This window comes from Erythrobacter sp. K21-9, assembly GCF_055808355.1.
Map to the genome: position 1 here is coordinate 1,634,312 of NZ_CM147866.1, position 18,518 is coordinate 1,652,829.

Here is an 18,518-nt window from a genome sequence, read left to right on the forward strand (position 1 = left end):
TGTCGCCGGGCAACAGGCTATCCGGATCACGATGACGAGTTTGAATGAATACCAACCCTTAGGAGGAATATCCCATGAAGAAGTCCATTTTTGCAATCGCATTGCTCGCCACCGCCGCTGCATGCAGCGCTCCGGCCAGCGAGACCGCCGATACCGCCGACACCACCACCGTCGAAGCTCCGGCAGAAGCAGCCCTGTTCGCCGATCTCGGCGGTGAGGCAAGCGGCCCGGTCCACACCGCTGCAAAGGGCGACACGCTCGCCGTTTCCGGTTTCGACGTAGTCAGCTATTTTACAGGTGACGGCGTTCCCGTCGAAGGCGCGGAAGAATACACCGTGCGCTACAACGGCTACGACTACCAGTTTGCCAGCGAAGACAACGCCAACACATTCATCGAAGACCCGGCCAAATACGCACCGGCCTATGGCGGATATTGCGCATGGGCGATTGGTGCCAACGATGCGCTCGCACCGGGTGACCCCAACGTCTACGAAATCGTTGACGGCGCGCTCTACCTGAATTTCAGCGAAGACGTTCAGGACCGCTGGGAAAAGGACATTTCGGGCTTCATCGCGAAGGCGGATACAAACTACCCGACGCACTCGCCTGACGAGCACTTTCAGGACTGATCAGTCCGCCAGATACAGGGCCGTAAAACAAGACCCCCGCCAGCGAGAGGAACGCTGGTGGGGGTTTTTGTGTGGGGATTGCAATTCTGCCGTTATCAACCGCAGCGCGCGTCGCGGATCACATCCTGATTGTCGAGCATGATGTTGAGCCGCGGATTGGTCACATCCGGCCTCACGAATTCGCCGCCGGGGCGAAGGAAGCGTATATCTCCAGCCTTGCCGGTCAGCGCTTCGATATCGATGCGGGTCTGGAAATCGGCCACCCTGCCGATAAACGGACCCATCATGTTGGCCCCGCAAATGGCCGACTCCGGGTCGGTCATCGTTCCCGCAGCAAACGCGCCTGGAGCCGCTCCGGGCAGCGCCTGCGCGACGGTTGGCGGGGCACCGGCTGGCTGCGCGGACCCTCCTGCGCCATTGATACGGGCTGCAAAATCGTCCGCCGCACTCGACGCGTCGGAGGAATCCGCATTGCCGCCGCAAGCTGTCAGCACAAGCAGTGCGGATGAAAACAGTGATGCAGAAATGAGTTTCATGGTCGATTCCGTCATGTGAATGCCTGCCCAATGTACAGCGACATTGGCGTTTCACCTTAATGACATTTTTTTTGTGCTATCGCTACGCTGCATGAGCACAGGGCTTTTTTGTGCTGTTGCCACGCTGCATGAGCACAGGTTTTTTTGTGCTGTCGCCACGCTGCATGAGCACAGGGTTTTTTGTGCTGTCGCCACGCTGCATCAGCACGGGACTTCATTGTGCAGTCGCCAAACGACATGAGCACGGGATTTTCTGGTGCTATCGCTACACTGAATTTGCGCGGGATTTGCTCGCTATCGTTTGTGTGCCGTAGCGAGTGGCCGAAAGCTAATAGCAGTCGATCCGTTCGATCACCCCGTTCTGATCCAACTCTACATTGAAACGGTGGGAGCGCAGATCCTCGATCACGGGAGTATTGTGAGGAATCCAGCGGAAATTCCCTCCGGCCTTGTCCTTCGCCATATCGGACAGCGCCTTGCGGATTTCAGGTGTCCCTTGCTTCCCGACATAGTCCTGCGCACGGTCGGCGCCGCACTGATCCTGCGTGAGGCCGAGGCAATTGCTGCCTGCCGGACGGCGAATGTCAGGATTGATGCCGGGGCAAGGCGGCAGATCACTCGGCAAGCGCGTTTGCGGCGGCACTTCAGGAGGCGCAGGCAATCCCGCAGAGGTTTGCGCAGGAGATGCGGGTGCGGCCCGCACCGGGTCTTCGGGCAGAGGGCCAGGGGCGGCTGCGGCGCACCCGGCAAGGCGCGCAGACGCGATCATCGCGGAAAAGAGCAGGTTCATGAAGGCGTTATGCCGCTCGCGGGCTGACCCGCCGCTTAACGCGGACGAATACGGTCCCCGGTCAGTTGATCGACACTGGTCACGCCCATCAGGCGCATTCCGCGCTCGATTTCGTCCTTGAGGATGCCGAGCGCACGTTCCACGCCGTCCTGTCCCGCCGCCGCCAGCGCATAGAGATAGAGACGCCCGCCTGACGCCGCTGTCGCGCCGCTGCATAGCGCTTTCAGCACGTGTGTCCCGCGCCTGATGCCGCCATCGCAAATGATCTCGATCTCGCCGCCGACCGCATCGACGATTTCTGGCAGTTGGTCGAAAGGCGCGCGGCTGCCGTCGAGTTGCCGCCCGCCGTGGTTTGAGATCATGATCGCATCCGCGCCGATCTGGACTGCGCGGCGCGCATCGTTTGCGCTCATCACGCCTTTCAGCACGAATGTCCCGCCCCATTGCTCGCGGATTGCGGTTGCCGTGTCCCAGTCCATCGAGGTATCGAGCATCGTGTTGAAATAATCCGCGATGCTCACCGCCTTGCTCGATCCCTCGGTCACATGCGTATCGAGATTGGGCAGGCGGAATTTCTCGCGCAGCAGGTAATCGAGTGTCCAGCGCGGGCGGGTGGCGTAGCTCCACACGCTCGCCGGGGTGAAGCGGGGCGGGGTGGTAAAGCCGCTGCGCAGGCATCGTTCGCGCTTGCCCGACACAATCGTGTCCACCGTCAGCGCCAGCGCATCGAAGCCTGAATTCTGGCAGCGCTCGATCATGTTCGTGTTAAGGCCGGTGTCCTTGTGGACATAGAGCTGGAACAGCTTCGGGCCATTCGTCAGCGCGGCAATCTCCTCGATGCTGCGTGTCGCCAGGCTGGATATACCGAACCATAGCCCGAATTTCTCCGCCGCCTGCGCCACCGCCGTCTCTCCCTGCCAGTGAAAGGCGCGCTGGACCGCCGTGGGAGAGAGCATGAGTGGCAGCGCGCTTTTGCGGCCAAGAATGGTGCAGGACGTATCGATTGCCTCGACCCCCGCCAGCACGTCCGGCACCAGATCGCAGGCCTCATAGCTGCTGGTATTGCGCGCCTTGGTCAGCTCGTCATCGGCCGCGCCGTCGATGTAATCGAACACCGGGAAGGGCAGCCGCGCCTTCGCCAGACGGCGGAAATCGTCGATATTGTGGCAATCGGAAAGGCGCATCGGTGTCCTGAAATCTGGTCGCGAAACTCTTGGCCGATTGGGTCAAATGTGTCGAGTGCGATGCGATTGCCGCCGATAAGTCGCGGCCCTTCCCAAAAAAATTTGCAGCATGTGTCACCAATAGCGCGAAGCTTGCGAACTCCATGATGTGAGCGGCCACTTGGCGGCCTTCAGGAACCCCAAGCCAGTTCCCCTGCTGGCAAATCCCCTGACGACCCCGCCCGAAGGCTTACCCCTCCAGGTGGCCGCTTCACCAATTTTTTAGGAGAACCCCGATGAAGTTTCGTACCTTACTTATTGCAGCGGCCGCAATTGCCGCGCCGCTCGCGCTGACCAGCGCACCCGCTCAAGCCGATGGCGGTATCTTTGTTGGCGTCAACCAGGGCAACATTGCCGTGGGCGGCTTCGACACCGTCAGCTACTTCCAGGGCGACGGCGTCCCGGTCAAAGGCGACGCTCGCTACACAGTCCAGTATATGGACGCAGAGTTCCGCTTTTCCAGCCAGGCCAACGCCGACGCGTTCAAGGAAAATCCCGCAGCTTATGCCCCGCAATTCGGTGGCCATTGCGCTTGGGCGATGAGCCGCGGCTCGCTCGCACCGGGTGATCCGCAGGTCTACAAAATCGTCGATGGCAAGCTTTACCTCAATGTGAACAAGCAGGTTCAGAGCATGTGGCTGAAGGATATCCCCGGCTTCATCGCCAAAGCGAATGCCGCCTGGACAACCATTCCCGATGGCAAGCGCTTCGGCGACTGATCGCAACACCGAATTGGGCACTCCGGCATCACCCTGACCCCCTTCGAGCCGGGGTGCCCGATACCAACGAAATACGAGAATTCCAGAACACGAAACGGATGCTTGAAAGGAAATACTAATGTCGAATTCGAAGAGCCTCGCCAAAATGCTGATGGTCGCAGGCGGCCTCGCGGTCGCCAGTGTCGGAGCGCCAGCGCTTGCAGATGCACCGTGCGGCCCGAGCGCCTCGAGCAGTTCATCGAGCAGCTATGCCGACAAGCGGGCCCAGGCCCGGGCAGAGCGCAAGGCCGCCAAGGAAGCAAAGGCCAATGCCTGTGCAGCCGCTGCTTGTGCAGCAAGTGCCTGCGGAGCGGCCTGTGATGCAGCCGACTGCGGTGCATCGGCCTGCGATGCCGCAGCTTGCGGCGCGGCAGCGTGTGAAGCGGCGGGCGACGCCTGTGCAGCCAGCGCCTGTGAAGCTGCCGGCTGTGAAGCCGCCGCCTGTGAAGCTGGAGCTTGCGCACCGAAAGCCTGACGGTGCGCCACCAGGGTGTGGCCGGGATTTACTTCCTCCTAGGTGTTCCGGTCACACCTTTTTTGAAACGATCTGCGGACCGCGTTACGGTCCACGAAATTAGGAGGAAGCAGCGGCCCGCAGAGCGAAAGCTCTCGCGGGTCGTTCGCTGTGCCAAGACAGCCCTAACAGCGTGCAGGAGTGCTGCGATACCGCGCCTGGAGCCGCTTGATGTCGTATTGCCGCGCCGGAGTGTAGGCCGGGCAGGGTTCGTAATTCGGATCCATTTGGAGGCAGCCTTCGCCGCAGATCAGGTTGGCGGTTTGCGATTGCCAGTCGATCCGCCAGAACCGCCCGCCCGGCGTTGCGAGATAGCCGTCCATGCGGCTCGCGATGTCGCTTTGCAGGTCTTGCAGCGAGGGCGCCTCGTCATCGTAAACGATGCTGGCGCCGCCATGCGTATGAAAACTGGCGATAGGGGTGATGCCGACTTGCCCTTTGTAATCGTACTCGCAGCTCGCAATGTCGCCTTCACTGATGGTCATGGTCGAGAGCTGGCCCAGCTCGTTCTCGACGATGACACCGCAAAATTCGCGCCTCTCGCTGAAGGAGCGCCGCTGAAGGTCGTTCAATTGCTGGCGGGCGTAGGTCTGCACGTCCGAGCGCGCGGCGATGGTCTCGCGCTGTTCGTAAACCGGTTCGCGATTGGCGATCCGGATTACGATCAGCAGCCAGACCACCGCACACCCGGCAAGGATCAGGGCATTGTTGCGGGAGATCGACATATCACCCGGCTAAGTGGCGCTAATTCTTTGATTTGTCGACCAGCTTGTTCGCGCTGATCCACGGCATCATGGCGCGCAGCTCGGCTCCGGTCTTTTCGATCGGATGCGCCTCGGCGGTCTTGCGGCTCGCCTTGAGTTCGGGCTGGCCCGCGCGGTTATCGAGCACGAAGTCCTTCACAAACCGGCCCGACTGGATATCGGCGAGCGCGCGCTTCATTTCGGCTTTGGTCTCATCGGTGATGATCCGCGGACCGGTCTTGATGTCGCCGTATTCCGCCGTGTTCGAGATCGAATAGCGCATGTTGGCAATGCCGCCTTCGTACAGCAGGTCGACGATCAGCTTGGTTTCGTGGAGACACTCGAAATAGGCCATTTCGGGCGCGTATCCGGCTTCGGTCAGGGTTTCGAACCCAGCCTGGATCAGGTGGGTGATCCCGCCGCACAGCACGGCCTGCTCCCCGAACAGGTCGGTTTCGCATTCCTCGCGGAAATTGGTCTCGATGATGCCGGAGCGCCCGCCGCCGACACCACTGGCATAGGCAAGCGCGACGTCATGCGCGCTTCCGCTGGCATCCTGGTGGATGGCGATGAGGCACGGCACACCGCCGCCGCGCTGGTATTCGCTGCGCACGGTGTGGCCCGGGCCCTTGGGCGCGATCATGATGACGTCGATATCGTCCTGCGGCTCGATCAGGCCGAAATGCACGTTGAGCCCGTGCGCAAAGGCGAGCGCGCTGCCCGGCTTCATGTGTCCGGCGAGGTCGTTTTCCCAGATGCCTGCCTGATGCTCGTCCGGGGCAAGGACCATGAGAATATCGGCCCACTTGGCCGCTTCGGTGTTGGAGAGCACCGTGAAGCCTGCATCCTCGGCCTTCTTGGCGGTCTTGGAGCCTTCGCGCAGGGCGATGGCGACGTCTTCGACCCCGCTGTCGCGCAGGTTCTGGGCATGGGCGTGGCCCTGCGAACCGTAACCGAGAACGGCGATCTTCTTCGATTTGATCAGGCCGAGATCGGCGTCGGCGTCGTAATAGACTTTCATTTGCTTTATTCTCCTTAGGCGCCTGCCGCGCCGCGTATCATTCCCACAACGCCTGAACGGCCAACCTCGACGAGGCCGAGGTCGCGCATGAGGCCGATGAAACTGTCAATCTTGTCCGGCGCACCGGTCAGCTCGAATACGAAGCTTTCGGTGGTCGTATCGACCACACTGGCGCGGAAGATATCCGCAACGCGCAGCGCCTCGACCCGCTTGTCGCCCGTGCCCGCAACCTTGATGAGAGCAAGCTCACGCTCGACATGCGGGCCGGCGGTGGTGAGGTCGGAGACGCCGTGGACGGGTACGAGACGTTCCAGCTGCGCTTCGATCTGGTCGATCACCTCGGGCGGGCCGTTGGTTACGACCGTGATCCGGCTGATCGCGTGATCGTCCGAGATGTCGGCCACGGTGAGGCTGTCGATATTATAGCCGCGCGCGGTGAACAGCCCGGTGATCTTGGCGAGGATTCCCGGCTCGTTATCGACCGTCACGTTGAGCACGTGGCGCTCGGAGGCGGCGCTTTTGATTTTCATTGTCGGTTTCCCCTCGCGCCGCGCCTAGACCAGCGCCTTCGCCTCGTCATCCATCGTGCCGTCGACCTGATCGCCGTAAAGCAGCATTTCGGTGTGCGCTGCACCTGACGGAATCATTGGCAGGCAATTGGCGTCCTGCGCGACGCAGCAATCGACGATCACCGGGCCGTCATGCGCCAGCATTGCCTCGATCCCCGCATCCAGCTGATCGTCGCCTTCGATCCGGATACCCTTCCAGCCATACGCTTCGGCGAGGCGGACGAAATCGGGCAGACTGTCCGAATAGCTGTTCGAATAGCGGCTTTCATAGGTCAGTTCCTGCCACTGGCGGACCATGCCCATATATTCGTTGTTGAGGATGAAGACCTTGATCGGCAGGCGGTACTGGCTTGCCGTGCCAAGCTCCTGAATGTTCATCTGGATCGAGGCCTCGCCCGCAATATCGATCACCAGAGCGTCGGGAAAACCAAGCTGCGCGCCGATGGCGGCGGGCATCCCATACCCCATCGTGCCGAGCCCGCCGCTGGTGAGCCACTTGTTTGGCTTGTCGAAGCCGAAATATTGCGCCGCCCACATCTGGTGCTGGCCAACTTCGGTGGTGATGATCGGCGAGCGTTCGTGGGTGAGGGCATAGAGCCGCTCGACCGCCTTTTGCGGCATGATGGCGCCGGGGTGTTTCTTCGATTTTTCAGGATAGGCGAGGCATTCGCGGGCGCGCCAACCGGCGATGCGCGCCTTCCACTCGCCAAGGTCCTGCGCGCGCTTGTCGCCCCATGCGTCGATCATCTGTCCAAGCACTGTCGCGCAGTCGCCGACAATGCCGAGATCGACCGGCACGTTCTTGTTGATCGAGGAGCGGTCGATATCGATGTGGATTTTTGTGCTGTCGGGCGAGAACGCATCGAGCCTGCCGGTCACCCGGTCATCGAAGCGCGCGCCGATGCAGACCATCACGTCGCAGCGATTCATCGCCATGTTCGCCTCGAACGTGCCATGCATCCCCAGCATCCCGAGCCAGTCGGGATGCGTGTTGGGGAAACAGCCAAGGCCCATCAGCGTCGAGGTGACAGGCGCGCCTGTGATGTCCTGGAACTGGCGCAAAAGCTCCGATGCCTCCGGGCCGGAATTGATCACGCCGCCGCCAGTGTAGAACACCGGGCGCTCCGCCTTCTGGATCATCTCGACCGCTTCGATGATGTGCTCGGGCGAGGCTGCCATTTGCGGTGCATAACGGTGCGATGCGGTCAGTTTGGAGGCGCGGCTCATCGAAGGGACGGCGATCTGCACGTCCTTTGGGATGTCGACGACGACCGGGCCGGGGCGGCCGGTAGTGGCGATGCGGAACGCTTCCTCGATTGTCGCGGCGAGGTCAGCCGGGTCTTTGACGAGGTAGTTGTGTTTCGTGCAGTGGCGGGTGATGCCGACCGTATCGGCTTCCTGAAACGCATCGGTCCCGATCAGCGCGGTAGGAACCTGCCCGGTGATGACGACCATCGGGATGGAATCCATGAACGCATCGGCAATGCCGGTCACCGCATTGGTTGCGCCCGGTCCCGAGGTCACGAGCACCACACCCGGCTTGCCGGTCGCGCGGGCATAGCCTTCGGCGGCGTGGGCAGCACCGGCCTCGTGACGCACGAGGATATGACGCAGGCGCTCATCGCCGAACAGCTCGTCGTAAATCGGCAGGACTGCGCCGCCGGGGTAGCCGAAAACGAACTCGACTCCCTGATCGACGAGGCTCTGGGTCAGGATGGCGGCGCCGGTCTGTTTGTCCGGCTTGGGCTGCTCCGACACGGATACTTCCTTCACTTCGCTGTTACTCAAGGACCGCAATGGCCCGGTATTTCGCCAGCGCTTCTACCAAAAGACGAGGCCCGGCGCAGGGGGAATGCGTCGGGCCGGGATGAGCACCGCTATTCATTACATTCTAACGTGTCAACCGTTAATCACGCAATAAAGATGCGAAAATATCACCCACGGCGATATTTTCAGACTCGACGCGCGTCCAATCTTCCGGCGTCTGCCGCCTGAACCACGTAAATTGGCGCTTTGCATAATTGCGCGTGGCCTGCGGGCCGCGCGCGGTCAGCTCTTCGCGGTCGATCTCCTTGGCAAGGTACGCGGAGATTTCGGGCGCGCCGATGGCTCGCATCACTGGCAGGTCAGCGGGCAGACCGCGCGCAAGCAGCGCCTCGACCTCGCCAATCGCACCGTCCTTCAGCATCGCTTCAAAGCGCTGGTCGCACCGGTCGTAAACCCACTGCCGCTCGGGCAAGACGACCGCCGCGTGCAGATCGACATAATCGCCGATCCCGCCGGTCTTGGCGAGCTGCCAGTCGCCCAGCGTCACCCCTGTCGAGCGTTTCACTTCGAGCGCGCGGGCGATGCGTTGGCTGTCACCCGGTTCAAGCTCGCTTGCGCGCTGCGGGTCTTCGATCATCAGGGCGGCGTAGGCGCTCTGCGGATCAAGCGAGCGGGTGACCTCGCGGACTTCCGGATCGATTGCCGGGATGGGCGCGATGCCTTCGAGCAGGACTTTCATATACATGCCCGTGCCACCGACCAGCACCGGTAGCGCGCCTGCTTCATGCGCTTCGGCGATGACTTCCTTGGCCCGGCGCGCCCAGTCGGCGGCAGAGCAGCTGTCCGCGCCGTCCCATTCGCCATAGAGGCGGTGCGGATATTTCTTCTGCTCTTTCTCGCTCGGTGCGGCGGACAGGATCGGGATATCCTTGTAAACCTGCATGCTGTCCGCATTGATGATCCAAGTGTCGAGTTTCACCTTCGCGCGGGCGTCCGCCAGTTCGAGCGCAATTGCACTCTTGCCGGTTGCGGTCGGCCCTGCGATGAGCGCGAGCCGGTCCTGTGACGACGATTTCGGAGTTTTCTTAGTGCTCATTGCCCGCCTGATAGCAGACACTGACAATGGGGAAACCGGCGATCTTGAAACACGCCTTGATGCAGCGGCAGAGGCTTTCGCAAATGAAGGCATGCCGCTCGCCTCGGCAGTGATGCTCGATACTGGCGGCGACGTGCTGCAATTAAGCTTTGCCGAGGCCGAACCCGCAACGGTGCTGGCGGGCATCGACAAGTTCTTCGCGCCGACCGATGCGCTGGTGAGCGCAAATGAGATCGCTGTCCCGCACCTCTTCGTGTCAGACATGGATTCGACCATGATCGGGCAGGAATGCATCGACGAACTCGCCGATTATGCCGGGATCAAGCCGCAGATCGCGGCCATCACCGAACGCGCGATGCAGGGCGAGCTCGATTTCGAGGCAGCTTTGCGGGAGCGGGTTGCGCTGCTTGCGGGCCTCGATGAAAGCGCGATCCAGAATTGTATCGAAGACCGGATCAGGGCGACGCCTGGTGCGAAAACGCTGACCGCGACGCTTGCGTCGCACGGTGCGCGGTGCGTGCTGGTAACGGGCGGGTTCCATCATTTTGCGGATCCCGTGGGTGACAGCCTCGGATTTCACCGGGTCGTGGGCAATCGGCTCGAAATTGCCGAGGGCAAGCTCACCGGAATGCTTCAAGGCGAGATCACCGATTCGCGGACGAAGAAAGCGGTGCTTGGCGCAGAAGCGGCGGCGCTGGGGCAGGGCGCTCTCAGCCTCGCGACGGGCGACGGCGCCAACGACATTCCGATGATCGAGGCTGCGACCTACGGTTTTGCCTGCCGCGCCAAGCCCAAGGCGCGCGCAGCAGCCAATGGCCGGATCGACCGCGGCGATCTGACCGCGGTGCTTTCCTTGCTCGGCATTCCAGCGCAAGATTGGGTGGCGGATTGAAGTGCAAATCGAGCCGGCCGAAAAAAGCGTTTTGATTGGGAACCGATCTCTGTTATTAACATTGGTGTAAGTAAGGGCTGGTAAGCAGTCCCCGGAACAACACCAAAGAGGCCAACGAACCATGTCCGCCCCCGAATACTCCGATCAGTTCGCCGCCGACGGCACTGTCCTGCGCCATCCGGACCGCCCCGAGCCGCGCTATTCGCTCCCGCGTGCGGTAAAGAATTTCCGCCTGCTGATGAAGGACAAGGAAGACACCAGCCTCGTCTTCAAGATCTACGAATCGCTTCCTTCGCGCAATTTCATGCCGCGCGTTCGCGACCTCACTCTTTCCGAGCGCGGCGAACATCTGCGCCGGACCGAACCCAATCTTCCCGAGATTCTCGACGACCACGCCAAGCTTCGCAAAACGCCCAAGGGCAGCCTTGCTCACGCCTATTGCGATTTCATGGAAACCGAAGGCCTCTCTGCCGCCGGCCTCGTTGCCGAAGCGGAAAAGCTTGGACGTCCGAAATATCCCGACCTCGTGCAATGGTTTGCGGAGCGTTCGCGCGACACGCATGACCTGTTCCACGTGCTGACCGGCTATGGCCGCGACGCGCTGGGCGAGCAGTGCGTGCTGCTCTTCACGCACGGGCAGTCCCCGACGCAGGGCCACCTGCTGATCGGTTACGCCGGTGCGGCCAACATCAAGATGCAGGTCAAAGGCAGCAAGGCACCCGTCATGGGCGCTGTCATGCAGGCCAAGCGCACCGGCAAGGGCGCGCCGCGTTTGATCGAGCAGCCGATCCGCGAGCTTCTCAAACTGCAACTCGACGACGTACGGCAGGCGCTCAACATTCCCGAGCCGACCAAGTATCGCGAATGCCACCGCATCTGGGCGGACGAGGGCATCGACCCCTACAACTTGCTCGGCAGCGAAAACACGGACAGCGAAGAACTCGTTTCCGCCTGATCTCGCGCCGCAGCGCAAGTCAAAGCCGCTACAGCCAGCTCGCAATCTGGCTCAGCGGCTTTTTCTTTAGCGCGTGGGCAGGTACGGTCGCGTCCTTGTCAGGGTGGCCGACAACCACGATCATCAGCGGCTTTTCCCATTCGGGCCGCTCGCGCGCCTGGCGCAGGAATCCCATCGGGGAGGGCGTATGCGTCAGCGTTGCCAGCCCCGCTTCATGCAGCGTCGCAATCAGCATCCCGCAGGCGATCCCGACGCTTTCGTTGACATAGTAATTCTGCGTCGTGCCGTCCTCCTCGATCCCGCCCTTGCGCTGGGCAAAGACGACAATGAGGTAGGGGGCAGTTTCGAGAAATGGCTTGTCCTCGTCCGTGCCGAGATCCTTAAGCGCGCCGAGCCATTCATCCGAAGCCTTCGGATCGTCACCATCGGCTCCGTAAAAGCGCCGTTCCTCGGCCTCCGCCGCCTCGCGGATGGCGCGCTTTTTCTCAGGCGAGCAAACCACGGCGAAATGCCACGGTTGGTGATTGGCCCCATTGGGCGCGGTGCCCGCAGCCTCGATAGCGGCTTCGATGACTTCGCGCGGAACAGGCTCATCCGAGAAGTACCGGCAGGTCCGGCGCAGCTTCAACCGGTCGCGCAATGCTCGCGCGCGAGCGATACTTTCGTCATCGGGGAGTGCTTCAAGCGAATAGGGTACAGTTTCGTGGGTGCGCATGTGCTCACTATCGAATGTCACGCGCGCAATGTGAAGTGGACTGTTAACTGACATTGTTGTAAATAGCGGACATAGAGGAGGACGTGATGGCTTCGATTGACCTGCCACTGGTAGCGCCCGAGCGCACTATCTCCGGCTTGCAGCCGCGCAAGGTGCTGCATCATTTCGGCAAGCTGGTCGAAGACAAGGAGGACACCGAGCAGGTGTTCCACATCATCGAGGCGACCAAGGGCAAGGGCAGTCACAAGCAGGCGTGGAACTTCATCAAGTCTGACGATGGCCAGCGTTTCCTGCGCGATGAAGTCGACATTCCCGCCATGCTGGATGACCATGCGCGCTGGGCGGACCTGCCCGAAAACAGCGTCGCACAGCATTATATCCGCTTCATGAAGCGCGAAGGTTTGAGCGCGGCGGGCCTTGTCGCCGAAAGCCACAAGTGGGCACCGCCCGACCAGCTGCCGCAGGACCTGACGCAGTGGTATTTCGACCGGCTGCGCGACACGCATGACCTGTTCCACGTGTTGACCGGTTATGGGCGCGATGCACTGGGGGAGGCGAGCCTGCTCGGCTTTTCTTATTCGCAGAACAGGAACACCGGCGTGCTGTTCATCGCCTATGCTGGCGCGCGGCAGATCAAGAAGGTGAGCGGGACCAAGGCACCGCTGTTCTCATCGGTGCGTGAAGGGCAGCGTATGGGGAAGGCCGCAGCCAAGATCGCGCATGAGGATATCGAGGCGCTGATGCGCGAGGATATCGCGGATGCGCGCGCACGGCTGAAAATCGGCAAGCCGAATACTTACCGCGAATGCCTGCTGATCCTCGAAAGCGAAGGCAATATGGCCGAGGATCTGGGGCTGTCAGAGCCAAAGCCGCAGGTGCAATGCTGCGACGGACCGGGACCTCACGCCGCCTAGCGATCGGCTTTCGGGATTACGAATTTGAGGCCCGACCATACCTCATCCACGGCGCATTTCTTGGTATCGACGAAACCTGCATCCAGCCCGGCCTCGCGCACATCGTTCTCGCCCACTTGAGTATCGACGCCGGACGCCTGTTTAGGCCAGCTTACCCAGACCTGGCCATCCTTGTTAACGCGCTCGCGCAAGTCTTTGATCTTACTGGTCAGGCTGGCAGGGCAAGTGACAAAGATGTGGCCAGCATCGAACCCGGCATCGGGGCTTTTCTGGTCCTCCAGATCAAGGCCGAAATCATTGATTTCCGCGCGGACACTATCGGGCATTCCGTCGAACCAGACGCACATGCCGTCTTTCAGATTGAGCTTCTTGGCGAGCGGCGTTCCTGAATATCCAGCGGTCATCAGCGCTTCTCATCGCCCGCGCCAAGGATAGCCTGCGCGGTCTCGAGCAGCCGATCCGACATGGCCTGAGGCGTCGCCGCAAGCTTGCCTGTCACCCATGCGCCAAGCGCAGCCATCACGGTGCCCGAGATCAGGATCGCATGCAGCCGTGCATCGGGCCGCATGCCGAGTTCTTCCTGCAGCAGGCGAGCAAGCAGATTGCCGATCCGCTCCGAATCCCGGCCTGCCAGAAGCTTTCGGCCGCGCTCGCGGTTCTCCAGGATATGTGCCATCAACCACACCATCTCCTCGCGCGCTCCCGCACCGACAAGGCAATGCGCGATACGGTACGAACAGCGCTGACAGGCTCTCATCGAAGAGTGCCTCGACACCATTGAAGTGATCGTAGAGGGTCGAGCGTGCGACCCCGGCCTCGGCCACGATTTCCGATACGGCGGGACGCTTCTTTTCACTTGCGAGCAACAGGCGATTGAACGTCGACAGAATTTGTGCGCGGGTTTCCGCTCGGCTTGAACCGGACTTTTGCGTCAGATCGTCCATTGTGCGCTGGGCCTCCCTCGCGGCATCACTTTGCCGAAGGAGAGAGATACGCATGGACGATGACAAACTGCAATCCCTGCGCTGGCCCGGGATTTTGCTCGCAGGAGCCGCGCTGGTGGCGGTGGTGCTGATGCACCACCATCCGCATGGCGGCGACGGTGCTGGAATGATCAGGGGTGTGCATGGGGGGCTGCTTGCGATGATCGTGATCCAGCTATCGGTGATGCTGCTGTTGGCCCGCGCGCTGGTCTGGTCGCTTCCCGTGGCACTGGGGCTGGCGTTCTTTACGCTCGGGACTTGCGGCGCTCTGGTGGCGGGGACCATCAACGGCTTCGTCGTACCCGCTCTGTCGGATTATCCGGCAGGCGATATCGGAGGCGGGACCTTCGAGCTTGCGTGGGAGATCAACCAGCAATTCGCCCGCAACGGCGCAGTCGCGGTGGGGGCAGGGATCGCGTTGTTCGGCCTGTCGCTTTGGCGCGTTCGCTGGCGTGTGACCGGCGCGCTGGGCCTTGTCGCGGGTCTGGTCCCGGCGGCTTTGCTGATCACGGGCGTGACCGACATGCGGTTCTATGGGGCGATGTTCACCTATATCAGCCAGAATTCGTGGTTGATCCTGCTCGGCTTGATGCTGGCATGGGGCCCGCGCAATGCGGACTAGGCGGCGGCGTGTTGCATGAGGCAGTCGCCATAGTCCACTGCAAGATGCCAAAGCGCGCCGATGCCGAAAGCGCGCGCCCACCAGCGCGGGATCGCCAACATCGCGGCATACACCAACGCTGCTTCCCAGCCGTGCAGCAGGTGGAACCCTATCGAGCAGCGATCCGGATCGAAGATCGGGTCCGCGAGCAGGTGATCGAGGTCGATCAGATTGGCCGCTGCAATGACGGCCCCGGCGCGCAGCCATTCGCCGCGCCAGACAATTGCAGCGATTGCAAACGGGACGAGCCAATGGCCGCCATAATGCAGGATCGGTTGAAGCAGCTCCACCAGCGGTGCGGCTTACGCTTCCATCCAGTCGCGGAAGAAGCTTTCATGTGCTTCCGTCATCTCCTTCAGCGACACGCCGAGAAGGCTGTCGCCGCCGACTGTGCCGATGCGGTGGAAGCCGACCATTTCGGCCTCGGGCGTTTCCGGTCCCTCGGCGACGATACGGTTGAACGCTTCGATCTTGTCAGGCGAGACGGTCAGCACGTAGCGCGCCTGGTCTTCGCCGAACCACCACTGCGCGGCGGTGTAATCCTCATTGGCCTCGACCTCGGCCCCGATGCCGCCCGCCATCGCCATTTCTGCAAGCGCAACGGCGAGGCCGCCATCGGAGAGGTCGTGAACTGCGTTCAGCAAGCCTTCGCCGATCAGGCGGCGGGTAATGTGGCCTGCGCCGCGCTCGGCAGCGAGGTCGACCGGAGGCGCGCGCCCTTCATCACGGCCATGCACTTCCTTGAGCCACAGTGATTTGCCGAGATGCGAGCGGGTCGGATCAGGCTTTGCCCAGAACTCGGGCGCGATCATGTAGATGGCGTCGCCTTCGTTCTTGAAAGCCATCGTCATCATGCGCGACGCATCCTCGATAATGCCGACGCCGCCGATTGCCGGGGTGGGCAGGATAGCGGAGCCGCCGCCGGTCGCCTTGCTTTCGTTGTAGAGCGAGACATTGCCGCTCACGATCGGGAAGTCGAGCGCACGGCAGGCATCGCCCATACCTTCGAGTGCATAGACGAATTGCGCCATGATCTCCGGGCGCTGCGGATTGGCGAAGTTGAGGCAGTTGGTGACCGCGAGCGGGCGCGCGCCGACTGCGCAAAGGTTGCGGTATGCCTCGGCGATGGCCTGTTTGCCGCCCTCGTACGGGTCGGCATGGACATAGCGCGGGGTGCAATCGGTGCTGATCGCCAGCGCCTTGTCTGTACCGTGCGCGCGCACGACACCCGCATCTCCGCCTGTCTGAAGCGTGTCGCCCATGACCTGGCTGTCATATTGCTCGGCAATCCAGCGGCGCGATGCGAGGGCAGGGGAGGCCAGCATTGTCAGCAGGTCCGCGCCCGGATGGCTGGTGCCGGGCGCATTCTGCATCGGGGTGATACCCGCCCAATCGGTGTATTCCGCTTTCGACAGGTAGGGCCGGTCATACTCGGGCGCATCGGCAGCCAGCGGGCCAAGCGGAATGTCGCACACGACCTCTCCGCCAAATTCGAGTACCATGTGCCGCGTATCTGTGACCTCGCCGATGATGGCAAAGTCGAGCTCCCACTTCTCGAAGATCGCAGCGGCCATCTCCTCCTTGCCGGGCTTCAGCACCATGAGCATCCGCTCCTGGCTCTCGCTCAGCATCATTTCGTAAGGCGTCATGCCTTCTTCGCGGCACGGCACCTTGTCCATGTCGAGCCGGATGCCCGCCTTGCCATTGGTCGCCATCTCGACGCTGGAGGAGGTTAGGCCCGCTGCGCCCATGTCCTGGATCGCGACGATGGCATCGGTTGCCATCAATTCGAGGCAGGCCTCGATCAGCAGTTTTTCGGTGAATGGATCGCCGACCTGCACGGTTGGCCGCTTCGCCTCGGCGTCTTCCTCGAAATCGGCGCTGGCCATGGTCGCGCCGTGAATCCCGTCGCGGTCGGTCTTGGAGCCGACATAGACGATTGGGTTCCCCACGCCGGTTGCGGCTGAATAGAAGATTTTGTCGGCGTCGGCGACGCCCACTGTCATCGCGTTGACGAGGATGTTGCCGTCATACGCCGGATGGAAGTTGGTCTCGCCCCCCACGGTCGGGACGCCGACGCAATTGCCGTAACCGCCAATGCCCGCGACGACGCCTTGGACGAGGTGCTTCATCTTGGGGTGATCGGGCCTGCCAAAGCGCAGCGCGTTCATGTTCGCCACCGGACGCGCGCCCATCGTGAACACATCGCGCAATATGCCGCCAACACCCGTCGCCGCGCCTTGATATGGCTCAATGTAACTCGGGTGGTTATGGCTCTCCATCTTGAAGATGGCCGCCTGTTTTTGTCCCTCCGGCCCATCGCCGATATCGATCACGCCAGCATTCTCGCCCGGACCGCAGATGACCCAGGGCGCCTCGGTCGGGAGCTTCTTCAGATGCAACCGGCTCGATTTGTAGGAGCAATGCTCGGACCACATGACCGAGAAGATGCCGAGCTCCACCAGATTGGGTTCACGGCCCAGTCCAGTGAGCGCGCGCTCATATTCCTCGGGGCTCAGACCATGCTGTTCGACAATTTCAGGGGTAATTTCGCTCATGCGCGCCCCTGTAATTCAGACGCCCGTCGACGCCAACCCGCCACGTCTAATGAAATAGCGATTCTCCCCGATCCACCAAGCAAACCCGGTCGCCAGCGCAAAGGCGAGGAGCGCTTGCAGGTAGAGCGCGGGTCCTGCCGATGCCGGCTCCGGCCCGAACCAGTTGATCGCCTGAAACGCGGCGAGGACGAACAGCAGGATCAAGGGCGGCCCAATTGGACCCCGCGTCCGCTTGAGGTAGAAAACAAAGGCAACCAGCGTGATGCCGGCCTCCAGCGGAATGGCGGCATAGGGATAATTCCAGAGGCCGAGGCCGTAGGTCTCCTCACCGCCTGCAATGGTCAGGTCCGGGCGGTGCGTGATCCAGTCGAGCAGCCAGTGCGACATCACCACCAGCCCCGCGAGCAGTGCGCCAAGCAGATCGCGCCTCAGAATCAGGATGACCCCGGCCATCGCTACCGCCCAGATGCCGGTCCCGAGCAGCGAATGCGTATACGGCATGTGATAGAGGTCGAACGGCACCATCACGGTTGCATCAGGGTCCACCCGCATTCGTTCGACCCCGAGCAGGGCGAGCGAGAAGAATCCCCAGTCCACCAATTGCGCGGCGATGAAATAGGTCGCCAGCTTGGGCCCGTTCGGGCTGATGGCAGCGGCTACGAAAGCCGGTGCAAAATGTCCGATAAACATGCTTCCGCCCCCTGATGCGGTGCTCAATTCGTAAAGCGCAAAGTCGCCCATGTCGCAGCGGCGCTGGTCGTGCCGGTCGCGAATGCTCCCCACATGATATCCATCACCGAGATTTTGGTCGCCCACACCTTGAAGACCGCCTGGCTGGTGAGATCGAATGTCGCGTAGCACAGTGCGCCGAGCAAGGCGCCGTTGAGGAGCGCGGTCGCCACCGACCCGCTATCCAGCCCCGGTTTGATCGCGAACCATACCATTCCGGCCAGGTAGATCAGGTAGAAAGCAGCCGCGGTTCCGGCGTTGAAATCCTTCGCCATGATCTCACCGATTACCGGGCGATAGAGGTTTGGTCCGGCCCAGCGCAGCCACATCGCATCGAGCACTCCGAACACGATTGCGGCGATGATATAGGCGATGACGAATTTGATCATAGGTGCGTTCCCCGTGGCACTTGCTCTTGTTCAGCCGGCCTTTGTATCGGGCCAGCCTTGACCGGGCAGTCCGGCG

General features: G+C 61.8%; 22 protein-coding genes and 1 pseudogene. 7 read left to right on the top strand and 16 right to left on the bottom strand.

The genetic code is table 11. The features are described from left to right. The first annotated feature begins 74 nt into the window (after positions 1-74). The gene (locus AC0L39_RS08215) at positions 75-629 is read left to right on the top strand and encodes a YHS domain-containing (seleno)protein (protein ID WP_473262211.1); all 555 of its coding nucleotides are present in this window, start codon (positions 75-77) and stop codon (positions 627-629) included. 95 nt (positions 630-724) lie between these two features. Here AC0L39_RS08215 and AC0L39_RS08220 read toward each other — a convergent pair whose 3' ends face one another. The 3 genes from AC0L39_RS08220 to AC0L39_RS08230 form a co-directional block, all read right to left on the bottom strand. Next, positions 725-1,165: a hypothetical protein gene (locus AC0L39_RS08220; RefSeq protein WP_473262212.1), complete on the bottom strand. Its 441-nt coding sequence runs from the start codon at positions 1,163-1,165 to the stop codon at positions 725-727. A 328-nt stretch (positions 1,166-1,493) separates the two neighbouring features. Next, positions 1,494-1,955, bottom strand: a complete 462-nt coding sequence (locus AC0L39_RS08225) for a hypothetical protein (protein ID WP_473262214.1) — start codon at positions 1,953-1,955, stop codon at positions 1,494-1,496. 35 nt (positions 1,956-1,990) lie between these two features. Then, positions 1,991-3,139, bottom strand: a complete 1,149-nt coding sequence (locus AC0L39_RS08230) for an alpha-hydroxy acid oxidase (RefSeq protein ID WP_473262216.1) — start codon at positions 3,137-3,139, stop codon at positions 1,991-1,993. A gap of 275 nt (positions 3,140-3,414) precedes the next feature. On the opposite strand from AC0L39_RS08230, the gene AC0L39_RS08235 reads away from it, so the two are divergent. Together AC0L39_RS08235 and AC0L39_RS08240 are read left to right on the top strand one after the other, a co-directional pair. Continuing rightward, the gene (locus AC0L39_RS08235; protein WP_473262217.1) at positions 3,415-3,897 is read left to right on the top strand and encodes a YHS domain-containing (seleno)protein; all 483 of its coding nucleotides are present in this window, start codon (positions 3,415-3,417) and stop codon (positions 3,895-3,897) included. A 118-nt stretch (positions 3,898-4,015) separates the two neighbouring features. Further along, positions 4,016-4,411 (top strand): hypothetical protein, encoded by a 396-nt coding sequence (locus AC0L39_RS08240; RefSeq protein WP_473262218.1) that lies wholly within the window; start codon positions 4,016-4,018, stop codon positions 4,409-4,411. 164 nt (positions 4,412-4,575) lie between these two features. On the opposite strand, the gene AC0L39_RS08245 is transcribed toward AC0L39_RS08240, so the two are convergent. The 5 genes from AC0L39_RS08245 to miaA all read right to left on the bottom strand — a co-directional run bounded on the left by AC0L39_RS08245 (position 4,576) and on the right by miaA (position 9,646). Next, positions 4,576-5,175 carry a DUF4329 domain-containing protein gene (locus tag AC0L39_RS08245; RefSeq protein ID WP_473262220.1) on the bottom strand — a complete coding sequence of 200 codons (600 nt, stop codon included), beginning with the start codon at positions 5,173-5,175 and terminating at the stop codon, positions 4,576-4,578. Between the two features lie 19 nt (positions 5,176-5,194). Continuing rightward, positions 5,195-6,214, bottom strand: a complete 1,020-nt coding sequence (gene ilvC, locus AC0L39_RS08250; protein WP_473262221.1) for a ketol-acid reductoisomerase — start codon at positions 6,212-6,214, stop codon at positions 5,195-5,197. A gap of 14 nt (positions 6,215-6,228) precedes the next feature. After that, entirely contained in the window at positions 6,229-6,744 is a 516-nt protein-coding gene (gene ilvN, locus AC0L39_RS08255) for an acetolactate synthase small subunit (protein WP_473262223.1), read from the bottom strand. A gap of 24 nt (positions 6,745-6,768) precedes the next feature. Beyond that, positions 6,769-8,556 carry a biosynthetic-type acetolactate synthase large subunit gene (ilvB, locus tag AC0L39_RS08260; protein ID WP_473262225.1) on the bottom strand — a complete coding sequence of 596 codons (1,788 nt, stop codon included), beginning with the start codon at positions 8,554-8,556 and terminating at the stop codon, positions 6,769-6,771. A 133-nt stretch (positions 8,557-8,689) separates the two neighbouring features. After that, entirely contained in the window at positions 8,690-9,646 is a 957-nt protein-coding gene (gene miaA, locus AC0L39_RS08265; protein ID WP_473262227.1) for a tRNA (adenosine(37)-N6)-dimethylallyltransferase MiaA, read from the bottom strand. Between miaA and serB the strand changes: the two genes are divergently transcribed. Together serB and AC0L39_RS08275 are read left to right on the top strand one after the other, a co-directional pair. Beyond that, complete coding sequence (gene serB / locus AC0L39_RS08270) at positions 9,639-10,538, top strand: phosphoserine phosphatase SerB (RefSeq protein ID WP_473262230.1); 900 nt, start codon at positions 9,639-9,641, stop codon at positions 10,536-10,538. The genes miaA and serB overlap by 8 nt on opposite strands. A 121-nt stretch (positions 10,539-10,659) precedes the next feature. Next, positions 10,660-11,493: a Coq4 family protein gene (locus AC0L39_RS08275; protein WP_473262232.1), complete on the top strand. Its 834-nt coding sequence runs from the start codon at positions 10,660-10,662 to the stop codon at positions 11,491-11,493. 28 nt (positions 11,494-11,521) lie between these two features. Here the strand turns inward: AC0L39_RS08275 and AC0L39_RS08280 are convergent, their stop codons facing one another. After that, a complete protein-coding gene (locus AC0L39_RS08280) occupies positions 11,522-12,208 on the bottom strand; it encodes a nitroreductase family protein (protein WP_473262234.1) in 687 nt (228 codons plus the stop codon). Between the two features lie 86 nt (positions 12,209-12,294). On the opposite strand from AC0L39_RS08280, the gene AC0L39_RS08285 reads away from it, so the two are divergent. Next, positions 12,295-13,122 carry a Coq4 family protein gene (locus AC0L39_RS08285; protein WP_473262236.1) on the top strand — a complete coding sequence of 276 codons (828 nt, stop codon included), beginning with the start codon at positions 12,295-12,297 and terminating at the stop codon, positions 13,120-13,122. Here the strand turns inward: AC0L39_RS08285 and AC0L39_RS08290 are convergent. The 3 genes and pseudogenes from AC0L39_RS08290 to AC0L39_RS08300 all read right to left on the bottom strand — a co-directional run. Next, complete coding sequence (locus AC0L39_RS08290; RefSeq protein ID WP_473262238.1) at positions 13,119-13,526, bottom strand: DUF3052 family protein; 408 nt, start codon at positions 13,524-13,526, stop codon at positions 13,119-13,121. The genes AC0L39_RS08285 and AC0L39_RS08290 overlap by 4 nt on opposite strands. Beyond that, positions 13,526-13,798: a hypothetical protein gene (locus AC0L39_RS08295; RefSeq protein ID WP_473262514.1), complete on the bottom strand. Its 273-nt coding sequence runs from the start codon at positions 13,796-13,798 to the stop codon at positions 13,526-13,528. Before AC0L39_RS08295 ends, AC0L39_RS08290 begins: the two co-directional genes overlap by 1 nt. A gap of 115 nt (positions 13,799-13,913) precedes the next feature. Further along, positions 13,914-14,120: pseudogene (locus AC0L39_RS08300) on the bottom strand (hypothetical protein); the annotation flags it as partial. Here AC0L39_RS08300 and AC0L39_RS08305 point away from each other — a divergent pair. Continuing rightward, positions 14,119-14,727 carry a hypothetical protein gene (locus AC0L39_RS08305; protein WP_473262240.1) on the top strand — a complete coding sequence of 203 codons (609 nt, stop codon included), beginning with the start codon at positions 14,119-14,121 and terminating at the stop codon, positions 14,725-14,727. The pseudogene AC0L39_RS08300 and the gene AC0L39_RS08305 sit on opposite strands and share 2 nt — an antisense overlap. Here AC0L39_RS08305 and AC0L39_RS08310 read toward each other — a convergent pair. The 4 genes from AC0L39_RS08310 to AC0L39_RS08325 are packed head-to-tail and all read right to left on the bottom strand — an operon-like array spanning position 14,724 to position 18,442. Beyond that, entirely contained in the window at positions 14,724-15,056 is a 333-nt protein-coding gene (locus tag AC0L39_RS08310) for a DUF6122 family protein (protein WP_473262242.1), read from the bottom strand. The genes AC0L39_RS08305 and AC0L39_RS08310 overlap by 4 nt on opposite strands. A 12-nt stretch (positions 15,057-15,068) precedes the next feature. Then, on the bottom strand, positions 15,069-17,324 hold the full coding sequence (gene purL / locus AC0L39_RS08315; protein ID WP_473262244.1) for a phosphoribosylformylglycinamidine synthase subunit PurL: 2,256 nt from the start codon (positions 17,322-17,324) through the stop codon (positions 15,069-15,071). A gap of 15 nt (positions 17,325-17,339) precedes the next feature. Beyond that, complete coding sequence (locus AC0L39_RS08320; protein WP_473262246.1) at positions 17,340-18,014, bottom strand: hypothetical protein; 675 nt, start codon at positions 18,012-18,014, stop codon at positions 17,340-17,342. A 23-nt stretch (positions 18,015-18,037) separates the two neighbouring features. Next, complete coding sequence (locus AC0L39_RS08325; RefSeq protein WP_473262248.1) at positions 18,038-18,442, bottom strand: DUF2177 family protein; 405 nt, start codon at positions 18,440-18,442, stop codon at positions 18,038-18,040. Positions 18,443-18,518: the final 76 nt, after the last annotated feature.

Excerpts from the sequence above, each read along its gene's own strand:
- AC0L39_RS08245 (WP_473262220.1), bottom strand. The coding sequence starts at position 5,175 with ATGTCGATCTCCCGCAACAATGCCCTGATCCTTGCCGGGTGTGCGGTG.
- ilvC (WP_473262221.1), bottom strand. The coding sequence starts at position 6,214 with ATGAAAGTCTATTACGACGCCGACGCCGATCTCGGCCTGATCAAATCG.
- AC0L39_RS08280 (WP_473262234.1), bottom strand. The coding sequence starts at position 12,208 with ATGCGCACCCACGAAACTGTACCCTATTCGCTTGAAGCACTCCCCGAT.
- AC0L39_RS08235 (WP_473262217.1), top strand. The coding sequence starts at position 3,415 with ATGAAGTTTCGTACCTTACTTATTGCAGCGGCCGCAATTGCCGCGCCG.
- AC0L39_RS08275 (WP_473262232.1), top strand. The coding sequence starts at position 10,660 with ATGTCCGCCCCCGAATACTCCGATCAGTTCGCCGCCGACGGCACTGTC.
- AC0L39_RS08295 (WP_473262514.1), bottom strand. The coding sequence starts at position 13,798 with ATGGCACATATCCTGGAGAACCGCGAGCGCGGCCGAAAGCTTCTGGCA.
- AC0L39_RS08215 (WP_473262211.1), top strand. The coding sequence starts at position 75 with ATGAAGAAGTCCATTTTTGCAATCGCATTGCTCGCCACCGCCGCTGCA.
- AC0L39_RS08290 (WP_473262238.1), bottom strand. The coding sequence starts at position 13,526 with ATGACCGCTGGATATTCAGGAACGCCGCTCGCCAAGAAGCTCAATCTG.
- AC0L39_RS08305 (WP_473262240.1), top strand. The coding sequence starts at position 14,119 with ATGGACGATGACAAACTGCAATCCCTGCGCTGGCCCGGGATTTTGCTC.
- AC0L39_RS08220 (WP_473262212.1), bottom strand. The coding sequence starts at position 1,165 with ATGAAACTCATTTCTGCATCACTGTTTTCATCCGCACTGCTTGTGCTG.
- miaA (WP_473262227.1), bottom strand. The coding sequence starts at position 9,646 with ATGAGCACTAAGAAAACTCCGAAATCGTCGTCACAGGACCGGCTCGCG.
- AC0L39_RS08225 (WP_473262214.1), bottom strand. The coding sequence starts at position 1,955 with ATGAACCTGCTCTTTTCCGCGATGATCGCGTCTGCGCGCCTTGCCGGG.
- purL (WP_473262244.1), bottom strand. The coding sequence starts at position 17,324 with ATGAGCGAAATTACCCCTGAAATTGTCGAACAGCATGGTCTGAGCCCC.
- AC0L39_RS08230 (WP_473262216.1), bottom strand. The coding sequence starts at position 3,139 with ATGCGCCTTTCCGATTGCCACAATATCGACGATTTCCGCCGTCTGGCG.
- ilvN (WP_473262223.1), bottom strand. The coding sequence starts at position 6,744 with ATGAAAATCAAAAGCGCCGCCTCCGAGCGCCACGTGCTCAACGTGACG.
- AC0L39_RS08325 (WP_473262248.1), bottom strand. The coding sequence starts at position 18,442 with ATGATCAAATTCGTCATCGCCTATATCATCGCCGCAATCGTGTTCGGA.
- AC0L39_RS08240 (WP_473262218.1), top strand. The coding sequence starts at position 4,016 with ATGTCGAATTCGAAGAGCCTCGCCAAAATGCTGATGGTCGCAGGCGGC.
- AC0L39_RS08285 (WP_473262236.1), top strand. The coding sequence starts at position 12,295 with ATGGCTTCGATTGACCTGCCACTGGTAGCGCCCGAGCGCACTATCTCC.
- AC0L39_RS08320 (WP_473262246.1), bottom strand. The coding sequence starts at position 18,014 with ATGTTTATCGGACATTTTGCACCGGCTTTCGTAGCCGCTGCCATCAGC.